Below are 19,857 nucleotides of genomic sequence, written 5' to 3'. Positions count from 1 at the left end.
GCTGAGCCTCGGACCATGTTGAGCCTGGGCCCGATCACCTTCGCCGCCCCGTGGCTGCTGCTCGCCCTGCCGGCCCTGCCGGTACTGTGGTGGCTGCTGCGCGTCACCCCGCCGGCCCCGAAACGCCAGGACTTCCCCGCGCTGCGCCTGTTGCAGGAGATGCCGGCGCCGGAGGAAACCCCGGCCCGCACGCCGTGGTGGCTGCTGGCGCTGCGGCTGGCGGCGGCGGCGCTGATGATCTTCGGGCTGGCACGGCCGATCTGGGGGCCGGTGGCGGGTGGCGGCGGGCAGGGGCCGCTGCTGGTGGTGGTGGATGATGGCTGGGCCGCCGCCGCCGATTGGCCGGACCGCATGGCCGCCGCCGAGGCGGAGCTGGACGCCGCCGCCCGCGAGGGCCGCCGCACCGCCCTGCTGCTGACCGCGCCGCCCGCCCTGGCGGAGACGCCGCGGATCACCGCGCTGATGCCGGCGGAAGAACTGCGCGGACGGCTGGTGGCGCTGCGCCCGAAGCCCTGGGCGCCGGATCGGGCCGGCGCCCTGGCCGCGCTGGCCGAATGGCGGGCGCAGCAGGGCGCGCGTTTCACCGCGCTGTATGTGGCGGACGGCATCGAACATGCGGCGGAGGGCGATGCCTTCACCCCGCTCGCCGCCGCCTTGGCCGAGGGCGGCGCGCTGGTTGTGGCGCGCAGCGAGGGCCGCCCGACGCGCCTGCTGCCGCCGCCGCGCGCCGAGGCCGACCAGCTGGCCCTCACCCTGCTGACCACGCCGCTGCCGGTGCCGAGCCAGGCGGCCGTGCTGGCCCGCACCGGCGATGGCCGCACCCTGGCGCGCGCCGAGATCACCGTGCTGGCCGGCGCCACCCGGGCGGAGGCGGCGCTGCCGCTGCCGCTGGAGATTCGCAACCAGGTGGTGCGGCTGGATCTGGAGGGCATCGCCGGGGCCAATGGCACGGTACTGCTCGATGAACGCTTCCGGCGCCGCCCGGTCGGGCTGATCGCGGGCGGCGAGGCGACGGCGGCCGATGTGCCGCTGATCGGGGAGCTGTTCTACCTGGACCGCGCCCTGGCCCCCCATGCCGAGCTGCGCCGCGGCAGCGTGCCGGAATTGCTGGCGCGGCGGCTTTCCGTGCTGGTGCTGGCCGACCGCCCGGTGGAGGCGGGGCGCGAACGTGATGAGCTGACCGCCTGGATCGAGGCCGGCGGCACGCTGGTGCGCTTCGCCGGGCCGCGGCTGGCGGAGAATCCGGACGGGCTGCTGCCGGTGCCGCTGCGCGCCGGGGAACGGCAACTGGGTGGCGCGCTGTCCTGGGACCGGCCGCAGGCGCTGGCTCCCTTCCCGGATGGCTCGCCCTTCCAGGGGCTGGAGCCGACGCCGGAGGTGACGGTGGAGCGCCAGGTGCTGGCCGAACCCTCGGCCCGTCTGTCCGGGCACACCTGGGCGCGGCTGGCGGATGGCACGCCGCTGGTCACCTGGGACAGTCGCGGCGCCGGGCGGATCGTGATGTTCCATGTCACGGCCAATGCCGAATGGTCGTCGCTGCCGCTTTCGGGCCTTTTCGTGGACATGCTGCGCCGGCTGGTGGCGCTGTCCGCCGGCATCGGCGGCGCGGATGGGGAGGCACCCTTGGCACCGATGGAGACCCTGGACGGTTTCGGCCAGCTCGGCCCGCCCTCGCCGGGCGCGCAGCCGATCCCGGCCGCGCGGGTGGAGAATGAGGCGCCGTCGCCGCGGCATCCGCCGGGCTGGTACGGCACCGGCACCAGCGGCGATGGCGCGCATCGGCGGGCGCTGAATCTCGGCGCGGGCGTGCCGGCGCCGCGGCTGGCTGCCGCGCCACCTGCCGGGACCACGATGCGGGCGATCGGCGGCGTGCCGGCGGAACGCGACCTCGGCCCCTGGCTGCTGGCGGCGGCGATGCTGCTGCTGGTGGTGGATCTGCTGGTTTCGCTCGGGCTGCGGGGCGTGCTGGCCCGGCCCGGAAGGGCGGTGGCGGGGGTGCTGCTGGCGCTCGGCCTGCTGGCGGGGCCGGCCCAGGCTCAGGCCCAGGCCCAGGCCCAGGCCCAGGCGCAGCAACGCGGCGATCCGGCGCTGGCGACGCGGCTGGCCTATGTCGTCACGGGTGATCCGCAGGTGGATGAGATCAGCCGCGCCGGGCTTCTCGGCCTGTCCGATTTCGTCAATCGCCGCACCGCGGCGGCGCTGGCCGAACCTGCCTCCGTGGTGCCGGGGCGGGATGACCTGTCCTTCTTCCCGCTGCTGTACTGGCCGGTGACCGGCGATTCGGTGCAGCCGGATGCAGCGGGCGTGGCGGCGCTGAACGGCTTCATGCGCAACGGCGGCATCATCCTGTTCGACACGCGGGACGAGGGCTCGGGCGCCGGCTTTTCACCGGGCGCTGGCGCCGCGCTGCGCCGGCTGACGCGGGACCTGACCGTGCCGCCGCTGGCCCCGGTGCCGGAGGACCACGTGCTGAAGCGCGCCTTCTACCTGCTGGCGGACCTGCCCGGCCGCTTCGCCGGCGGCACCGTCTGGGTGGCACGCGACCAGGACCGGGCGAATGACAGCGTCAGCCCGGTCATCATCGGCGGGCATGACTGGGCCTCCGCCTGGGCGATCGATGCGCGGGGCAACAACCCCTATGCGGCGATTCCGGGCGGCAACCGGCAGCGCATCCTGGCCTATCGCTTCGGCACCAACCTCGTGATGTACGCGCTGACCGGCAACTACAAGGGCGACCAGGTGCATGTGCCGGCCATCCTGGAAAGGCTGGGGAATTAGTCCATGAATCAGGCCCTTGCCGGCATCGATTTCGCCCCGGTCATCCCGCTCTGGCTGCTCGCCGGCCTGGCCGGGCTGGCGTTGCTGGCGCTGCTGCCCGCCCTGCTGCGGCTGACGCGGGATGCGAATGGCGCGCGGCGCTGGCAGCCGGCGCGCGGCGCCTTCCTGCGGGCGCTGGCCTTCGCCGCGCTGCTGCTGGCACTGGCCAATCCCAGGCTGGTGGAGGAAACCCGGCAGATGCGGCCGGATATCGCGCTACTGCTGGTGGACCGCAGCGCCAGCGCAGGGCTCAGCGCCCGGCCGGAACAGATCACCGCCGCCCGCGACGAGATCGAGGCCCGCGCCCGCCGCCTGCCGGACCTCGAACTCCGTACGGTGGAGGTGCCGGAGGGCGGCAACCAGGGCACGCGGCTGTTCAGCGCCATGGAACGCGCCTTGGCCGATATCCCCCGCGCCCGCCTGGCTGGCGTGATGGCCCTCACCGATGGCCAGGTGCATGACGTGCCCCCCGCCCCGACGCTGGACGCGCCTTTCCACCAGATCCTGCCCGGCCAGCCCGGAGAGGTGGATCGCCGCATCCGCGTGATCGAGGCGCCGGGCTTCGGCATCGTCGGCCGCCCGGTGGAGCTCCGCGTGGTGGTGGAGGATCTGGGCGCGCGGCCGGATGCGAGTGGGGCGGCGCGGCTGACCATCCGCCGCGATGGCCAGCCACCGCGCGTGGAATCCGTGCCGGTGGGGCGCGAGCACCGGATTTCCGTGCCGATCGAACGCGGTGGCCAGACCGTGGTGGAGCTGACGGCGGAAACCCGCCCCGGCGAGGTCTCCGACCTGAACAACCGCACCGTGGTCTCCATCAATGGCGTGCGGGATAGGCTGCGGGTGCTGCTCGTGAGTGGGGAGCCGCATGCGGGACAGCGCACCTGGCGGCGGCTGCTGAAGGCGGATCCGAATGTCGATCTGGTCCATTTCACCATCCTCCGCCCGCCGGAGAAGGACGACCTGACCCCGCTGCACGAATTGGCGCTGATCGCCTTTCCGGTGCGTGAGCTGTTCCAGGTGAAGCTGCGCGAATTCGACCTGATCGTCTTCGACCGCTTCGGCAACCGGGGCCTGCTGCCGCCGGTCTATCTGCGCAACATCGCCGATTACGTGCGCGGCGGCGGCGCGCTGCTGCTGTCCGTCGGGCCGGAATTCGCCGGGCCGACCAGCCTGGCCGCCACGCCGCTCGGCCAGATCCTGCCGGCGCGGCCGCAGGTGGGGCCGGGCGCGGCGCAGGCCTCGCTGCTGGAACAGCCGTTCCGGCCCTTCGTGACGGAGCTGGGCGCGCGGCATCCGGTGACGGAGAATCTGCCGGGCGCGAACAGCTTCACCCCCGAGGGCGCCAATCTGGCGGAAGCCACCTGGGGCCGCTGGTACCGCGCGCTGCGCGCGGATGCGCGGGCCGGCAGCACCGTGATGCAGGGGCCGGGCGATACCCCGCTGATGGTGCTGGACCGGGTGGGGGAGGGCCGCGTGGCGCTGGTGCTGTCGGACCACATCTGGCTGTGGTCGCGCGGCCATGATGGCGGCGGCCCGCAGGGCGAATTGCTGCGCCGCATCGCCCATTGGACGATGAAGGAGCCGGAGCTGGAGGAGGAGGATCTGACGGCGCGGATCGACCACGGTACGCTGACCGTGACCCGCCGCAGCCTGGAGCCAGCCGCCGCGCCCGAGATCACCGTCACCGCCCCCGACGGCACCATCACCCGCCACGCGGCGGAGTTGCGCGGTGCCGGGCGTTCGGTGGTGGAGCGTCCGGCGATGCAGGCCGGCGTCTGGCAGGCCGGCGATGGCCGCCGCACCGCCTTCGCCGCCGCCGAGGCGCCGAACCCGATGGAGGTCGCCGATCTGCGCGCCGATGCCACGCCGCTGGCAGCCCTGGTCGCCGCCACGGGCGGGGCCACGCGCTGGCTCGGCACCGGCGCGGCGCCGCTGGTGCCGGAGTTGCGCCGGGTGGCGATCGGCCGCGATGCCCAGGGGGGCACCGGGGCGGGCTGGATCGGGCTGCGCCGCAATGGCGACCACAGCGTGACCGGCATCACCGCCCTGCCGCTGCTGCCGCCCTGGCTGGCGCTGCCCCTGGTGCTGGGCCTCGCCTTGCTCGCCTGGCGGCGGGAGGGGCGCTGAGCCTCGCAGCGTCCTGATTGGCCGGCAGCCCCGGGCGCCCCATATGCGGCGGATGCGAATGCTGCCCGCCCTTCTCCTGGCCCCCGCGCTGCTGCTTGGCTGCGCCCAGGGCCCCACGCTGGACCAGCGCCTGTCCACCTTCGTCGGGCGGGGGGAGGCCGATCTGGTCGCCGCCCTCGGCGTGCCGGTGCGGGTGCATGAGGCGGAGGGGCGGCGCTTCCTGCAATTCGAACAGCGCCGCGCCGTGGCCGTGGCGCAGCCGCCGGCGCTGTACGGCCCGGCCTTCGGCCCCTGGGGGCCGCGCTACGGGTATTGGCCCGCCCCGCCCGCCATTGCCGAGGTGGGCTGCGAGCTGACCTTCACGCTGCGCGATTCGCGGGTGGAGACATTCAGCTATCGCGGCCAGGGCTGCGGCTGATTCAGGTGGCCGGCTGCGTAAAAGCGGGCGAGGGGGGACGCATGCCCTTCCTCGCGGGCCTGAAACTGCCTAGTTTCACCACCATGCGCGCACCCCTTCGCCTTTCCCTGCTGGCCACGCTGATGGCCCCCCTGATCCTGGCCCCCCAGACGCCCCCGGCGCTGGCGCAAGGCATGATCCGGCCGGCCGATACGCAGCGGGCGCCCGGCGCCGCGGCCCCGGCCTTGCCCGGCCTGGCGGCGCGCAGCGCCCCGGCACCGATCCCGGCGGATCCGCAGGCGGCCGGGCTTTCCCCGAATGAGGCGCTGTTCGATGCCGTGGCCCGCGGCGACCTGCCCGCGGCGCGCGACGCAGTGGCGCGCGGGGCGAATATCGAATCGCGCAACGCGCTGGGCCTGTCGCCGCTGGATGCCGCGGTGGACCAGGGGCGCAACGAGATTGCCTTCTACCTGCTCTCCGCCCGCGACCGCACCCGCATGTCCGCCCCGCCGCCGCCTTCCGTGCCGGGCCAGCCTTCCCCGGCCGAGGCCATTGCCGCCCGCCTGGGCGCGGCGCCGCCGCCTGGTGCCACGGTGCGCGCGCCGATGAACACGCCGCCCGCACTGGCGGCGCAGCCGGCGGGGGCGCTGCCGGTGGGGGCGCGGCTCTGGGCCGGCAATGGCGGCGCGGCGCAGCCCGATATCGGTTTCCTCGGCTTCGATGCCGGCCGCCCGGCCGGGGCAACGCCGCCGGCGGCCGCAACCAGCACCACCCGCCGCCTGCGGCCCTGACCGGTGGCGCGGGCAGCTGCGGTTCTGCTGCTCGGGCTCCTGCTGGCCTCTCCTGCCCTGGCGCAGCGCGGCGCACCGACGCCGCTGCCCCTGCCCCCGCCACCCGCACCACCCTTCGAGCCCGCCGCGAGCGCGGCCTCGGCGGAGGCGGTGCCGAGCTGGGCGATGGCCTGCGTCGAGGCGACGGCGGAGGTGCCGCGCAGTTGCCGGGTTTCCACCACCGTGCTGCTGCGGCCGCAGAACACGCCGCTCGCGCAGATCCTGCTGACGCGGCAGCGCGAGTCGCGGTCCCTGGCGCTGATTTTCCAACTGCCGCACGGCACCTGGCTGCAGGGCGGCATCGCCTGGCAGACGGATGAGGCGCCACCCCAGCGGCTGGCCTTCCAGAGCAGCGATGCGGCCGGAATCTACGCCGCGACGGTGGTGACGGATGAGGTGCTGGCGACGCTGCGGGCCGCGACCACCCTGCGGCTGAGCTTCGTCGCCGCGGCGCAGCGGCAGACACTGGCGGTGCCGATCCCGCTGGAAGGCTTCGGCGAGGCGGTGGCGGCGATGCTCACCGCGGAGGCCGCCGCCCCCTGACATGCGACCTGGCGGGCGCTCAGCGGCCGCGGGTCTTGTGGGTGCCGAGATTCTCGATCCATTCGACCGGCAGGCCGTCCCAGCTCGCCAGTTGCTTGCCGGGCCATTTGCGGCGCAGGAAAACCTGGAAGCCATCCGCCGTGGCCTCGACATAGCCGGATTTGCCGTCCGTCAGCCGCAGATGCTGCGCCAGCGCCTCGGCCTGTTCCCGCATGTAGCTGTCGCCCATCGCCGCCTCCTGTCCTGTTTCAGCCGCCCGCCCGGCGCGCCCCGCGCAGCGCCATCAGGCAGGCCACGCCGGTTGCCGCCATGGTGACGGAGGTGCCGATCCCGCTGCCGAACTCCACCAGCCCGACCACGAAGGTCATCAGCGCACCGAAGCCCATCTGCAAGGCGCCGACCAGGGCGGAGGCGGTGCCGGCCAGCTGCGGCTTGGCGCTGAGGGCGCCGGCGATGGCGTTGGGCTGGGTCATGCCATTGCCCACCGCGACCACCGCCATCGGCACGAAGAATACCAGGATATGCGGCGGCAGCACGATCATGGCGATCGCCGCCCCCACCGCGCCGAGCGTGGTGATCATGGTGCCGACGCCCAGCATCCGCAGAATGCCGAGCTTGCGCGAAAGCCGCCCCGCCAGCCAGTTGCCGGCCGCGAAGAAGATGGAGATGGCGGCGAAGGCCAGGGCGAACTGCACCGGCGAGTAGCCCATGCCCTGCACCACCACATAGGGCGCACCGCCGAGGAAGGCGAAGAAGATGCCGGTGGCGCAGGCGGTCAGCGCCGTATAGGCGCGGAAGGCCGGTATCGCCCACAGGCTGCGATAGGCGCGGAAAATGGCACCCAGCCCGGGCAGCGGCTGTGGCGCCGGCAGCGTCTCCTCCAGCCGCAGCCAGGCGACCAGCGCCAGCGGCAGGCCGAAGCCGAGGCAGGCCACCATGCTGGCCCGCCAGCCGAAGCTCTGTTCCAGCAGGCTGCCGAGGATGGGCGCGATCATCGGTGCGATGGTCATGCCCATGGTGACGTAGCCGAGCACGCTCGCCGCCTCGTCCCGCGACCAGACATCGCGGATCACGGCGCGCACCAGCACCACCCCGGCGCAGGCACCGACCGCCTGGGCGACGCGCGCCACCAGCAGCTCCCCAATTCCGGGTGCCAGTGCCGCGGCCAGGCTCGCCACCGCATACAGTGCCAGACCGCCCATCAGCAGCGGGCGGCGGCCGAAGCGGTCCGATAGCGGGCCATAGATCAGCTGCCCGGCGCCGACGCCCAGCAGATACAGCGTGACGGTGAGCTGCACCGTCGCCGTGCTGGCGCCAAGGTCGCGCCCCATCGCCGGCAGGGACGGCACCAGCACCTGCATGGTGAAGGGGCCGATGCCAATGATCGCGACCAGCAGCCAGATCGGCGGGCGAGGGGGGGTGGCCGGATGGGGAGGGTTCACAAGGCGGGAGTGTAGGCCCGCCCGCCGCACCGGCCCACACCCCCCGGGCGCAACCCACCCCAGCGGTTGCTGGCTACCAGCGCAGCCCCATCAGCGCGGCGACCGGGCGCACGCCCTCACTCGCCGCCACCTGGGCCAGCACCTCCGGGTCCGGCTTCGCGCCATGGGCATGGGCGGCGAGGCCGGTCAGCGCCCAGACCGCATCGATGCCGGCGGATTGCGCGCCGGCCAGGTCCGTATGCGGGCTGTCGCCGATGGCGACCACGCGGGCGCGGTCCGTGATGCCGAGCAATTCCAGCACGGGCGGGTAGCAGGCCGGGTCCGGCTTGCCGATCTCGATCGCGGAGGGCCCGCCGAGTTCGGCATAGAGGTCCGCCAGCGCCCCGGCGCAGATCACGCGGTCATCGCCCACCATCACATGCCGGTCCGGGTTGACGCAGAGCATCGGCAGGCGGCGGGCGGCGCAGGCGGTGAGCGCGGCGCGATAGGGCTCGATATCCGTGTTGCCGCGGGCGGGCTCCGGCCCAGTGTTCAGCACGAAATCGGCTTCCTCCGCCGATCCGACCAGCTGCACGCCGGTCTCCGCCGGGACCGACAGATCCCGCTCCGGCCCGATATGCAGTGCCATCACGCCCAGCGCCGCGAAATCCGCCCGGTCCCGGTGCTTCAGATGCCGCCAGGCCAGCTCGCCGGAGGTCATGGTGCCGTCCCACAGCGCGCGGTCCAGCCCCATGCCGGTCAGCAGGTCATCCACCACGAAGGACCGGCGGGGCGCGTTGGAGAGGAAGGCGATGCGCTTGCCGCGCGCCTTCAGCTGGCCGAGCGCATCGGCCACGCCGGGATAGGGTTTGCGGCCATCATGCACCACGCCCCAGAGGTCCAGGATGAAACCATCATAGCGGTCCGCCAGGGCCGCCACCCCGTCCAGCATGATCATCGTGCATCCACCCCGATGGCCTCGGCCACATTCTTAAATCCGTCCCGCCGCAGCGCCGCGGCGAGTTCCCGCTTCAGGCGCGGGATCAGCGCCGGGCCGTCATAGGCGAAAGCGGCATAAAGCTGCACCAGCGCGGCGCCGGCCTTGATCTTTTCCAGGGCATCCGCCCCGTTGGAAACCCCGCCGCAGCCGATCAGCGTCAGGTCCCGCCCGGCGGCCAGCCGCGCGACGCGGCGCAGCAATTCGGTGGCAGCGGCGCGGAGCGGCGGGCCGGAGAGGCCGCCGGCCTGGGATTTCAGCGCGGATCGCAGCGGGGCGGGACGCGCGATGGTGGTGTTGGAGACGATGAGGCCGGCGATGCCATGCGCCACCGCCGCCTCCACGATCGGCTCCACCGCCGCTGGGGACAGGTCGGGGGCGATCTTCACCAGGATGGGCGGGCGCGGGCCCGTCAGCGCATCCCGCGCCTCGACCACGGCGCCCAGGATGTCCCGCAGCATCGCCTCCCCCTGCAGGTCCCGCAGGCCGGGGGTGTTGGGGGAGGAGACGTTGATGGCGACGTAGCCGGCATGCGGCGCGACGGCGGCATACAGCGCCGGATAATCCCGCAGCGGCGCCGCGCCATCCTTGTTGATGGCGATGTTCACGCCGAGCACGGCCGGGCGGTTGGCGGGCAGATGCGCCAGCCGCGCCAGGAAGGCGGGCAGGCCGGCATTGTTCATGCCCATGCGGTTGATCACGGCCCGGTCCTCCGCCAGGCGGAACAGGCGCGGCTTCGGGTTGCCGATCTGCGGTTTCGGCGTGACCGACCCGGCTTCCACGAAGCCGAAGCCCAGGCGCATCAGCGGGGCAATGGCCACCGCCGATTTGTCGAAGCCGGCGGCGAGGCCGATCGGGTTGCGGAAATCGAGGCCGAGGGCGCGCGTCGCCAGCACCGGGTCATCCGCGCTGCGATCCGCTCCGGCGAGGCCGAAACGCAAGGCGCGCAGGGCAATATCATGCGCGCGTTCGGGGTCCATGCCGCGCATCAGCGGCATCAGGACGGAGGCGAGTTGGGGGGTCATGGCGCCGCGGCTTGTGCCCTGTCTCGGGCCGGGTGGGAAGGTGGCATGCGCGGATGGGGTGCAGCCCTGCCATGCGCGGTGCCTCCGGTGGACTTGCAGGCCGCGCCACGGGCATACCCGCCCGACGATCCCGGGGGAGAACGACGTGCGCGGTCCGGTGCTGATGCTGGCAGGCATCGGGCTGTTCGGATTGCTCGATGCCAACAGCAAGCTGCTGTCGGACGGGCATGAGGTGTGGCAGGTGCTGCTGGTGCGCTTCGCCACGCTGCTGGCGGTGGTGTTCGGCCTGCGCGCGCTGATCCCCGGCTGGGGCGGGGCCTTGCAATCACGCTTTCCGCGGCTGCATGCGGCGCGGTCCCTGGTGATGCTGGGCAGCGCCATCTGCTTCTTCCAGGCCTTCAGCCTGCTGCCGCTGGCGGAGGGCTACCTGGTGTTCTTCACCTCCCCCTTCCTGGTGCTGGCGCTATCGGCCTGGCTGCTGGGGGAAAGGCCGCCGGTGGTGGCCTGGGCCTGGTGCGCGGTGGGCTTCGGCGGCGTCGCGATCGGGCTGGCGCCGGGGCTGGTGGAGCCTGGCGGCGGCGCGGGTGCGGGCGGCGCGGTGCCGTGGCTCGGCTACCTCTACGCGCTGGGCGGCACCTTCTGTTATTCGGCGGTCTTCGTGCTGAACCGGCAATTGCGGGCGGAGCCGGGGATCGGGCGGGTGATCGTGTGGCCATCGCTGCTCGGCTTCGCGGTGATGCTGCCGCTGGGGCTGAGCCACTGGTCCACGCCGACGGCGCTGAGCCTGGCGCAGATGGTGGGCAATGGCCTGATCGTCGGCATGGCCACCGTGTGCCTGGCGGAAGCCTTCCGGCACGCCACGGCGAGCCGCCTGGCGCCCTTCGGCTATTCCGGCCTGATCTGGAGCCTGACCTGGGATTTCGCCTTCTGGGGCCGCATCCCCCTGCCGGCGATGCTGGCCGGCGCGGCGGTGGTGGTCTTCGCCTGCATCATGAGCGAACGCGCGGCGGCGCGACGGTGACTGCTAAAGCGCTCCCCTGCTCTTCGCGGGGGAGGGTTGGGTGGGGGCTGTTGCGCCCCCCTACCGCGGCAAAAACGGGTTGGTCCGCCGCTCCTCCCCAAAATTCCCCCCCGGCCCATGCCCACACAGGAACCGCATCTCATCCCCCAGCGGCAGCAGCTTGGTGACGATGGCGTGGATCAGCGCCGCATGGTCGCCATAGGGGAAATCCGTGCGGCCGATGGAGCCGCGGAACAGCACATCCCCCACCACCGCGAAGCCGAGCGCCTGGTTGACGAAAACCACATGCCCCGGCGCATGGCCCGGGCAATGCAGCACGCCGAATTCCTGGCCGGCGATGGTGACGGTCTCGCCTTCCTCCAGGAACCGGTCCGGCGTGGCATTGGCGAGGCCGGGGATGCCGTATTGCTGGGATTGGGCGGCGATGCCGGACAGCAGGAAGGCATCATCCCGGTGCGGCCCGACCAGCGGCACCGGCGCGCCCTGGCTTTCCGTGAGAGCCGCCCGCAGCGCATCCGCACCGCCGGCATGGTCCAGATGGCCATGGGTGAGCAGGATATTCTCGACCGTCACGCCCGCCTTGGCGATGGCGGCGAGGATGCGCGGCACATCGCCGCCCGGGTCGATGACCGTGCCGCGCTGGGTCTCGGCATCCCAGATCAGGGTGCAGTTCTGCTGGAAGGGGGTGACGGGGATCTGGGTGGCTTGGAGCTTGGGCATGGGGGAAGTGGTGGAGGGGGAGGGGTGGTGTGTCAATCGGGCTGCGCCGGCCCGCTCACCCCACCCCATCAGAACCGGTAGGTCAGCCCCAGGATCGGCCCGGACAGGCTGAAATCCAGCCGCCTTCCACCCTCCCGGTAATCCGTCGCCAGGTGCCGATACCCGCCGGAGGCATAGAGGTTCTCCGAGAGCTGATAGTTCACCAGCCCCGCCAGCTGCCAGGTAAACCGCGCCCCCGCGCCGAAGCCGCCGATATCGCCGATCACATGGGCCGAAAGCCGCGGCGAGATATCGCCCCGGAGCCGCACGGCCAGGATCGGGTCAACCCAGTCGAGCGTCGCGGTCTGCCGTGCGAAGGGGGTGCCGGCGACGCGGGCCTCGGCCTCCGCCTCGATGCTCCAGGCGCGCAGGCCGCCCAGCAGGTCCAGGCTGAATCCGGGCTGTTCCACGGCCCGGTAGCCGGCCAGCAGCGTCGTTGAGAACTGGTCGAGCGAGCCCTTCGCCGAAACCGGCGGCGCGGCCAGCAATTCGCCCTTGCGGGAGGTCGCGACATAGGAAACATCGGCCGAGATCACGAAACGGTCGCGAATGGCCAGGCCGGTGATGAAGATCCCGGCATCCAGGTCGGACAGCACGTCACCGAAGGACTCGCTGAACTGCAGCGTCGGCGCGCGGGGGCTGATGGTCAGGTCGCCCGCGACACCTGACATCCACAGGTAGGGGGTGATCTGGAAGCGCCAGCCATCCGGCGTGGTGCCGGGCGCGGCCGCCTGCGCCACGGCCTCACGCGGTGGCCCGATCAGCGCGGCCAGGCCCAGCAGCAGCGCCCCCGCGACGCGCGGGAGAAAGCGGTGAAGGCGGCTCGGCATCGCCGCGCGCGGGTCAGGGCAGGGCGGCTCAGGGTCGGGCATGGCTCAGCCGATCTTCCACAGGCCGTCCGCGGCCCGGCACAGGGTGAAGGTCATGTCGACGGGCGCGCTCGCCTGTCGCGTGTCGATCTGGAAGCGCAGCCGGCGGCACGGCATCTGCCGCACCTCGGATGCGGTGAGCATCGTCACGGTGCCGCGTGCGCCGGTGCCCGGGTTGGACCATTGCTCCTCCTGCCCGATCGGCGGCGGCTCGGCGCGCACCAGGCGCAGGATCGCCTCGAGCTGGGTCTGCATGTCCTCGTCGGTCAGGGTGAAGCCGGGCGGGAACAGGTAGCGCCATTGCGCCGCGGCCGTGCCGGGCCAGAGCAGCGCCGTGGCCAGGATGGCCATGCTGGCAAGGGGTACGAAGCCGGGTACGCGCACGTGCTGATCCTTCTTCATCGCCACACCGCACAGGCTGTGTCAGAGCGTATTCTTGTGCATCCGGCCATCCTTCATGATGACCTTCAGGTTGCGGGCCGGATCGCGCAGGAAGTCGAGGCTGGTGGTCGGGTCGCCCTCGGCAACCAGGATGTCGGCCAGGGCGCCCGGCGCGATGACGCCGAGCGGGCCGTCATAGGGGTTGCGCTGGCCCGACATGCGCAGCAATTCGCCATTGCCGCCGGTCGCGATCTGCAGCGCCTCCAGCGGTTCATGAAACCGCGTCATCTTCGCAAGCTGACGGCCGTGATGCGGCAGCAGGTGCGGCGAGAACAGGATATCCGTGCCCCAGGCCACCTTCACTCCCAGGCGCTGCGCGAGCTCGTAGGCACGCACCGTGCCCTCGGCGACCTGGCGGCCCTTCTCCGCAGCCTCCGGCGTCTGGCGTTCGTTGGAATCCTCGTCGCCAAGGAAGGGCTGGAGGCTCCACCACACACCCTCGCCGGCCATCATCCGGGCGGTTTCCTCATCCGCCAACTGGCCATGCTCGATGCAGCGCACCCCGGCGCGGATGGCGCGCTGGATGGCCTGCGGCACATAGGCGTGGATCATCACATAGGTGCCCCAGTCGGCCGCCGCCTGCACCGCGGCGCGCTGTTCCGATTCCAGGAACTGCACCGTGTCGATCGGGTCATAGGTGGAGGCGACGCCGCCGCCGCCCATCAGCTTCACCTGGCTCGCGCCGAGCATCAGCTGCTCGCGCACCCGGCGCAGCACCTCCGCCTCACCATCGGCGATGGCCGCCATGCCGGCGAGTTCGGGGTGGCTGGCCGGGGTGGTGGCGCCGCGCGGCAATTCGTGGCGCAGGCGGAAATCGCCATGGCCCGAGGTCTGCGAGATCAGCGCGCCGGAGGGGTAGATGCGCGGTCCGTTCATGATGCCCATGTCGATCGCGCGCTTCAGCGCGAAGGATGGCCCGCCGGCGTCGCGCACCGTGGTGAAGCCCCGCAGCAGGGTGCGCTCCGCCTCCCGCGCCGCGACCAGGTGGATGAAGGCCACCTCCGCACCCATGGCGGCGGGCATGGTGATGCCGCAGAGCATGGTGTGGAAATGCGCGTCGATCAGCCCCGGCATCACCAGGCGCCCGCCGCAATCGATGGTCTGCGCACCGTCCACCGCCGCATCGGCGGCCGGCAGCGCCTCGATCCGCTTGCCGCGGATCAGGACATGCACACCTTGGCGCAGCGTGCGCGCCTGCCCGTCGAACAGGCGGAGGTTCGTCAGCAGCGTCGGGCGTTCGGAGGCGGCGGGCGGCACCGGCTGCGCGGCGCCGTCGCGCGCCGCGAGGAAGGGCGCGAGCATGGCCGCGGCACCGCCAAGCACCATGCGGCGCGACAGATCCGCCGTCACACGCCGGTTGAAATCCTGCGCCAGGGGGCCGCAGCAGGCGCAGGCTTCGCCGGGTGAGGCTGGCGTCGCGGATTCGCATCGAAGGAGTCCGCGCGCGGCACGTGAACTGAATCCGGCTGGTTGCCGAAACGGCATGACGCTTCCTTAGAACGCTTCGTTCGGCAAGGCGCGCGACGGATCGGCGATGGAGGATCCGCAAGCTGCCTCACTGCCGCGTGATTATGGGCGGGCCGACCACTGCGACAAGGTAATAAATCCGTGAAAATCAGCCGGTGGTAAGCTCCCCCGCCACCCGATCAAACACCGCCCGCGCCTCCGCCGCCGAGGCGCGCACCACCGCCCCGCCCCGCACATCCTCCCGGCTCCACATCCAGCTCCGCGCCGGGTCGTCCAGCATGTCCCACTCCCCGAACAGCCGCGCGGGCGCGTCGCCGGACCAGACCAGGGACACTTCCAGATGCCGGTCATCCCGCAGGATGCGGCCGAAGGTGGCGGTCACCTTGTCGCGCGGGCCTTCCAGCATCTGCAGGAACAGGTCGGCGCGGCAGACCAGGGCGCCGGTCAGCCCGTCCCGCCGGTTGTTGCGGCGCGCCGTCATCAGGATGTCGTCCAGCATGTCGCCGGAAAAGCCGAAGGGGCGGGAGGCATAGATCAGCTGCATCAGCGGGGCGGAGGGGGTTCCAGTGGGGATCACAGAGGGGGTCCCAGTGGGGGGCACAGCGGATGTCATCGGCACGTCTCCCGTATTCGTTGCGCCCATCCTGCCCGCAATCAGCGCCGCCCGAAAAGCCTCTCCAGCTCCGCCTTGCCGAAGCGCAGCACGGTGGGGCGGCCGTGCGAACAGGTGGCGGCGCGCGGCGTCGCCTCCATCTGGCGCAGCAGCGCCGCCATCTCCGCGCGCCCCAGCCGCCGCCCGGCGCGGATGGATCCGTGGCAGGCCAGCCGCGCCACCGCCGCATCCAGCCGCGCCTCCAGCGCCAGCGCCTCATCCATCTCGGCCAGTTCCTCGGCCAGGTCGCGCAGCAGCGGCGCCGGGTCCGGCGCGCCGAGCAGCGCCGGCATGGCGCGCACCAGCAGCGCGCCGGGGCCGCCAAAGCCCTCGATCTCCAGGCCGAGGCGGGCCAGCTCGCCGGCCCGGTCCAGCAGCCGCGCGGCGTCCGCGGCGGGCAGTTCCACCACCGCGGGCAGCAGCAGCGGCTGGGCGCGCACGCCGCCTTCCACCAATTGCGCGCGCAGCGCCTCATGCGTCAGCCGTTCATGCGCGGCGTGCTGGTCCACCAGCACCAGGGATCCGTCCGGCGCCTCGGCTAGCACATAGGTCTCGAGAATCTGGCCGAGCGGCCGGCCGAGCGGGCCTTCTGCGCCAAAATCTGGGCCGAACGCCTCGTGCGCTGGCGGCGGCTGGGCGGGGGCGAAGCCGAGCGGCAGATGCGCTGTTCGTGGGCGCTGCGGCAGCGGGAAGGCGGGGGGCGTCCAGCCGGGGAAGCTGCCGGCGGGCGGGCGAGACTCGTAGCCGGGCGCCGCCGCCTCCGCGAAGCCCCCCCCGTTCCAGGAACCGGCCCCCCAGGCGGGTGCCGCCACATCCTCCGGCGCCGCGCCGGAAGCGCCCACGGCCAGCGCCCGGCCGAGCGCCGAGATCAGCAGGCCGCGCACCGAAGCCGGGTCGCGGAAGCGCAGCTCCGTCTTCATCGGGTGGACATTCACATCCACCGCCTCCGGCGGCACTTCCAGGAACAGCGCGGCGACCGGGAAGCGCTTCGCCGGCACCATGTCCCGGTAGGCGACGCGCAAGGCCGTGCGCAGAAGCGGGTCGCGCACCGGGCGGCGGTTCACCACCAGATGCTGCGCGGCGCCGGTCGCCGTGTGGAAGGTCGGCAGGCCGGCGAGGCCGGACAGGTGCAGGCCGTGTCGCTCCGCCTCCACCGGCACCGCGGCGGCGGCGAATTCCGCGCTCAGCAAGGCGGCGATGCGGCCGTCCCGGTCCGTGGGCGGCAGGGCCAGGGCGATGCGCCCCTCCACCTCCACCCGGAAGGCCACTTCCGGCCAGGCCATCGCCAGGCGCCGCACCGCCTCCACCGCCTGTTCCGCCTCGTGCCGCGGCGTGCGGAGGAAGGCGCGGCGGGCCGGGGTGGCGAAGAACAGGTCCCGCACCTCAACCCGCGTGCCCGGCGCGCCGGCGGCCGGCCCGACCGCGGATTTGCGGCCGCCCTCGACGCTGATGGCATGCGCCGCGCCGTCACTCAGACGAGAGGTGAGGGTGAGGCGGGAGACGGCGCCGATCGAGGGCAGCGCCTCCCCCCGGAAGCCGAGCGTCGCGATGCGGAACAGCATCGCCTCCTCGGCCAGCTTCGATGTGGCGTGGCGTTCCAGCGCCATGGCGAGGTCGGCCTCGCCCATGCCGTGGCCGTCATCCTCCACCAGGATGCGGCCGATGCCGCCGTCTTCCAGCGTGACGGTGATGCGCCGCGCGCCGGCATCCAGCGCGTTTTCCACCAGTTCCTTCACCGCCGCGGCCGGGCGTTCGACCACCTCGCCGGCCGCGATGCGGTTGGCGGTGGTCTCGGGCAGCAGGCGAATCCGGGGCGCGGGGGCCATCCGGGTGGTGTGCGGCGTCAGACTGGTGAAGTCCAGCGCAGGCGGCGCGCCACCTGGCGAGCCGAGGCCGCGAAGGCGGCCCGCGCCCGGACCAGCCAGGTTGCCGGGCGCGTCAGTGCCTGGCGCGCAGGCAAGGCCGCGTAGCGGCCGCCCGCCGCCTGAGGGCCTGCATCTATGCGTGCCCGGCGCTGCCCGAAAGCGCGGAGGGGTCGATGCCGAGCCGGGCCATCGCCGCGCGCCAGAGCTGGTCCGGCTGTTCGGCAAACAGCAGCGCCTCATCCGCCGGCACGTTCAGCCAGGCATTGGCCTGGATCTCGTCATCAAGCTGCCCCGGCCCCCAGCCGGCGTAGCCGAGTGCCAGCACGCCTTCGCGCGGCCCGCCGCCCTCGGCGATCGCCTTCAGGATCTCGACGCTGGCGGTCAGCGCCAGGTCGTCGGCGACCTTCAGGCTGCCCTCCGTTTCCCAATCCGCCGTGTGCAGCACGAAGCCGCGGCCGCCTTCGACCGGGCCGCCCTGGGTCAGGCGGATGCGCCGCGCCGGCGGCACCGGGTCCAGCTTGAGCTGGGCCAGAAGGTCGTCGAAGGTCAGCTTCGGCAGGGGCTGGTTCAGCACGATGCCCATGGCGCCCTCCGCCGAATGGGCACAGAGGCAGATCACGCTGCGGGCGAAGCGCGGGTCGGACATGCCAGGCATCGCCACCAGCAGCTGGCCGGTGAGGTAGCCGTCCTCGCCCGCATCCGTGGCGAGGATTTCTTTCGGGGGGGAGGGATCGCTGCGTGCCATGATGCCGTTGAACATGGCGGCGCGCCCACGCCGCCGCAAGCAGCACACAGCGCTGTTGCATGGACGGATCGGGCCGATCTGCACTAAGCAGCCACATTGGCTGAGGAGATTCTGGGTATGACGATTCAGGTTGGCGATGCGATCCCGTCCGTGAAGGTCACGCAGGCCGGCGCCGAGGGCCCGAAGGAGATCGGGACGGAGGAGCTGTTCAAGGGCAAGACCGTGGTGCTGTTCGGCGTGCCCGGCGCTTTCACCCCCACCTGCTCCGCCAAGCACCTGCCGGGCTTCGTCACCAATGCGGAGGCGCTGCGGGCCAAGGGCGTCGACACCGTCGCCTGCATGTCCGTGAACGACGCCTTCGTGATGGGCGCCTGGGCCAAGGACCAGGGCATCACCGACCAGGTTGTGATGCTGGCCGATGGCTCCGCCGTGCTGACCAAGGCGCTGGGGCTGGAGCTGGACCTGACGGCGCGCGGCCTCGGCCTGCGCTGCCAACGCTTCGTGCTGGTGGCGAAGGACGGCAAGGTGACGCATGTGGCGGTCGAAGCGCCGGGCGCCTTCGAGGTTTCCAAGGCCGAAGCGGTCCTGGCGGCCCTGTGAGCAACCCCGCCGCCTACGCGCTGTTCGCCTGGCAGGCCGGCTGGGTGTTCGCGCTGCGCAGCATGCAACTGGGCAGCGACCCGGCCGGCGCCAGCGTGGCGCTGGCGGCGATGGTGGCCGAAAAGCAGAAGGCGTTCACCGATGGCGCCTTCGCCGCCGGCCGCGCCGTGATGGCCGGCGCCCGGCCGGATGTTGTGGCCGCCGCAGCCCTGCGCCCGGCGCGGCGCCGCGTTTCGGCCAATATGCGGGCGCTGAACAAGGGCTGATTACCCGGCGGGCGCAGGCCCGCCGCGAAGCCTCCCCACACCGGAACCCATTGACGGAATGCTGCGCTGATCGATATTTCAGAAATTCCTGAAATGTCGGATGGCCATGAAACTCCCACCCCTCGTCCAGGCCTTCGTGCTGCACTTCGGTGAGATGGGCAGCCGCTGGGGCATCAACCGCACCGTCGGGCAGATCTACGCCCTGCTGTATGTCTCGCCGGACCCGCTGAATGCGGAGCAGATCGTCGATGCCCTCGGCGTCTCCCGATCCAACGTCTCGATGGGGCTGAAGGAACTCCAGGCCTGGAACCTGGCGATCCCGAAGCACATCCCGGATGACCGGCGGGACCATTTCACCACCCCCGACGATGTCTGGCAGATCCTGCGCACCCTGGCGGAGGAGCGGAAGAAGCGGGAGGTGGACCCCACGCTTTCCGTGCTGCGCGAATTGCTGATGCAGACCCCGGGCAGCGCCGAGGAACGCCACGCCCAGCAGCGCATGGCGGAAATGCACGGCCTGATCGAGCAACTCACCACCTGGTACGACGACGTGAAGCGGCTCGAGACCGAACGTCTGGCATCCCTGCTGGCACTCGGCGCCCGCGTCACCCGGCTGCTCGAGGCGAAGGACAAGGTGGTCGGGCTGGTCCGCGGCCGGACCCCATCGGCAAAGGAGGGCTGAGACCGTGGACCCTATCCTGCTGGCGCGCATCCAGTTCGCGTCCAACATCTCCTTCCACATCCTGTTTCCCACCATCACCATCGCGCTTGGCTGGGTGCTGCTGTTCTTCAAGCTGCGCTTCAATGCGACGAAGAATGAAGCCTGGATGGATGCCTACCGCTTCTGGGTGAAGGTCTTCGCGCTATCCTTCGCGCTCGGCGTCGTCTCCGGCATCACCATGTCCTTCCAGTTCGGCACCAACTGGCCCGGATTCATGGAGCGTGTGGGCAATATCGCCGGCCCGCTGCTGGCCTATGAGGTGCTGACCGCCTTCTTCCTGGAGGCGACCTTCCT

At 72.2% G+C, this 19,857-nt stretch carries 21 protein-coding genes; 10 read left to right on the top strand and 11 right to left on the bottom strand.

Going from position 1 to position 19,857, the window contains the following annotated elements; genetic code table 11:
- The first annotated feature begins 15 nt into the window (after window positions 1-15).
- Genes Q8S40_RS24585 through Q8S40_RS24565 form a run of 5 tightly spaced genes read left to right on the top strand, consistent with a single transcriptional unit; the run spans window position 16 to window position 6,714 of the window.
- The gene (locus tag Q8S40_RS24585) at window positions 16-2,778 is read left to right on the top strand and encodes a DUF4159 domain-containing protein (protein ID WP_305672517.1); all 2,763 of its coding nucleotides are present in this window, start codon (window positions 16-18) and stop codon (window positions 2,776-2,778) included.
- Between the two features lie 3 nt (window positions 2,779-2,781).
- Window positions 2,782-4,944 carry a hypothetical protein gene (locus tag Q8S40_RS24580; RefSeq protein WP_305672516.1) on the top strand — a complete coding sequence of 721 codons (2,163 nt, stop codon included), beginning with the start codon at window positions 2,782-2,784 and terminating at the stop codon, window positions 4,942-4,944.
- Window positions 4,945-4,996: 52 nt separating this feature from the next.
- Entirely contained in the window at window positions 4,997-5,362 is a 366-nt protein-coding gene (locus Q8S40_RS24575; RefSeq protein WP_305672515.1) for a hypothetical protein, read from the top strand.
- A gap of 41 nt (window positions 5,363-5,403) precedes the next feature.
- Window positions 5,404-6,132 carry a hypothetical protein gene (locus Q8S40_RS24570; protein WP_305672514.1) on the top strand — a complete coding sequence of 243 codons (729 nt, stop codon included), beginning with the start codon at window positions 5,404-5,406 and terminating at the stop codon, window positions 6,130-6,132.
- Window positions 6,133-6,135: 3 nt separating this feature from the next.
- Window positions 6,136-6,714, top strand: coding sequence for an invasion associated locus B family protein (locus Q8S40_RS24565; RefSeq protein WP_305672513.1), 579 nt, complete (start codon window positions 6,136-6,138; stop codon window positions 6,712-6,714).
- 19 nt (window positions 6,715-6,733) lie between these two features.
- Here Q8S40_RS24565 and Q8S40_RS24560 read toward each other — a convergent pair whose 3' ends face one another.
- From Q8S40_RS24560 to Q8S40_RS24545, 4 genes are all read right to left on the bottom strand, one after another.
- Window positions 6,734-6,943: a hypothetical protein gene (locus Q8S40_RS24560; protein ID WP_304813219.1), complete on the bottom strand. Its 210-nt coding sequence runs from the start codon at window positions 6,941-6,943 to the stop codon at window positions 6,734-6,736.
- 19 nt (window positions 6,944-6,962) lie between these two features.
- Window positions 6,963-8,156: a multidrug effflux MFS transporter gene (locus Q8S40_RS24555; protein ID WP_305672512.1), complete on the bottom strand. Its 1,194-nt coding sequence runs from the start codon at window positions 8,154-8,156 to the stop codon at window positions 6,963-6,965.
- Between the two features lie 73 nt (window positions 8,157-8,229).
- Window positions 8,230-9,093, bottom strand: a complete 864-nt coding sequence (locus tag Q8S40_RS24550) for a TIGR01459 family HAD-type hydrolase (RefSeq protein WP_305672511.1) — start codon at window positions 9,091-9,093, stop codon at window positions 8,230-8,232.
- A complete protein-coding gene (locus tag Q8S40_RS24545; protein ID WP_305672510.1) occupies window positions 9,090-10,157 on the bottom strand; it encodes a quinone-dependent dihydroorotate dehydrogenase in 1,068 nt (355 codons plus the stop codon). Before Q8S40_RS24545 ends, Q8S40_RS24550 begins: the two co-directional genes overlap by 4 nt.
- A gap of 145 nt (window positions 10,158-10,302) precedes the next feature.
- On the opposite strand from Q8S40_RS24545, the gene Q8S40_RS24540 reads away from it, so the two are divergent.
- Window positions 10,303-11,178: a DMT family transporter gene (locus tag Q8S40_RS24540; RefSeq protein ID WP_305672509.1), complete on the top strand. Its 876-nt coding sequence runs from the start codon at window positions 10,303-10,305 to the stop codon at window positions 11,176-11,178.
- Between the two features lie 60 nt (window positions 11,179-11,238).
- Here Q8S40_RS24540 and Q8S40_RS24535 read toward each other — a convergent pair whose 3' ends face one another.
- From Q8S40_RS24535 to Q8S40_RS24505, 7 genes are all read right to left on the bottom strand, one after another.
- Entirely contained in the window at window positions 11,239-11,898 is a 660-nt protein-coding gene (locus Q8S40_RS24535; RefSeq protein ID WP_305672508.1) for an MBL fold metallo-hydrolase, read from the bottom strand.
- A 68-nt stretch (window positions 11,899-11,966) separates the two neighbouring features.
- The gene (locus Q8S40_RS24530) at window positions 11,967-12,767 is read right to left on the bottom strand and encodes a hypothetical protein (RefSeq protein WP_305672507.1); all 801 of its coding nucleotides are present in this window, start codon (window positions 12,765-12,767) and stop codon (window positions 11,967-11,969) included.
- Window positions 12,768-12,812: 45 nt separating this feature from the next.
- Entirely contained in the window at window positions 12,813-13,208 is a 396-nt protein-coding gene (locus tag Q8S40_RS24525; protein ID WP_305672544.1) for an RT0821/Lpp0805 family surface protein, read from the bottom strand.
- A gap of 21 nt (window positions 13,209-13,229) precedes the next feature.
- Window positions 13,230-14,597, bottom strand: coding sequence for an amidohydrolase family protein (locus Q8S40_RS24520; RefSeq protein WP_305672506.1), 1,368 nt, complete (start codon window positions 14,595-14,597; stop codon window positions 13,230-13,232).
- A gap of 265 nt (window positions 14,598-14,862) precedes the next feature.
- Window positions 14,863-15,291 carry a BLUF domain-containing protein gene (locus Q8S40_RS24515; RefSeq protein ID WP_305672505.1) on the bottom strand — a complete coding sequence of 143 codons (429 nt, stop codon included), beginning with the start codon at window positions 15,289-15,291 and terminating at the stop codon, window positions 14,863-14,865.
- A 77-nt stretch (window positions 15,292-15,368) separates the two neighbouring features.
- Window positions 15,369-17,192, bottom strand: a complete 1,824-nt coding sequence (gene mutL, locus Q8S40_RS24510; RefSeq protein WP_305672504.1) for a DNA mismatch repair endonuclease MutL — start codon at window positions 17,190-17,192, stop codon at window positions 15,369-15,371.
- 172 nt (window positions 17,193-17,364) lie between these two features.
- Entirely contained in the window at window positions 17,365-17,976 is a 612-nt protein-coding gene (locus Q8S40_RS24505) for a YqgE/AlgH family protein (RefSeq protein WP_305672503.1), read from the bottom strand.
- Between the two features lie 117 nt (window positions 17,977-18,093).
- Between Q8S40_RS24505 and Q8S40_RS24500 the strand changes: the two genes are divergently transcribed.
- The 4 genes from Q8S40_RS24500 to Q8S40_RS24485 all read left to right on the top strand — a co-directional run.
- Complete coding sequence (locus Q8S40_RS24500; protein ID WP_305672502.1) at window positions 18,094-18,576, top strand: peroxiredoxin; 483 nt, start codon at window positions 18,094-18,096, stop codon at window positions 18,574-18,576.
- Window positions 18,573-18,842, top strand: a complete 270-nt coding sequence (locus Q8S40_RS24495; protein WP_305672501.1) for a hypothetical protein — start codon at window positions 18,573-18,575, stop codon at window positions 18,840-18,842. The genes Q8S40_RS24500 and Q8S40_RS24495 overlap by 4 nt, the downstream gene beginning before the upstream one ends.
- Before the next feature lie 106 nt (window positions 18,843-18,948).
- On the top strand, window positions 18,949-19,524 hold the full coding sequence (locus Q8S40_RS24490) for a GbsR/MarR family transcriptional regulator (RefSeq protein ID WP_305672500.1): 576 nt from the start codon (window positions 18,949-18,951) through the stop codon (window positions 19,522-19,524).
- 4 nt (window positions 19,525-19,528) lie between these two features.
- Window positions 19,529-19,857, top strand: a 329-nt coding sequence (locus Q8S40_RS24485; RefSeq protein WP_305672499.1) for a cytochrome ubiquinol oxidase subunit I, incomplete at its 3' end; no start/stop codon positions are given.

Origin of the sequence: Falsiroseomonas sp., from assembly GCF_030695085.1 — a bacterium.
Lineage (GTDB): Bacteria > Pseudomonadota > Alphaproteobacteria > Acetobacterales > Acetobacteraceae > Falsiroseomonas.
Note: the sequence above shows the minus strand (reverse complement) of the source record. Positions and strands in the feature narration are given on the sequence as shown.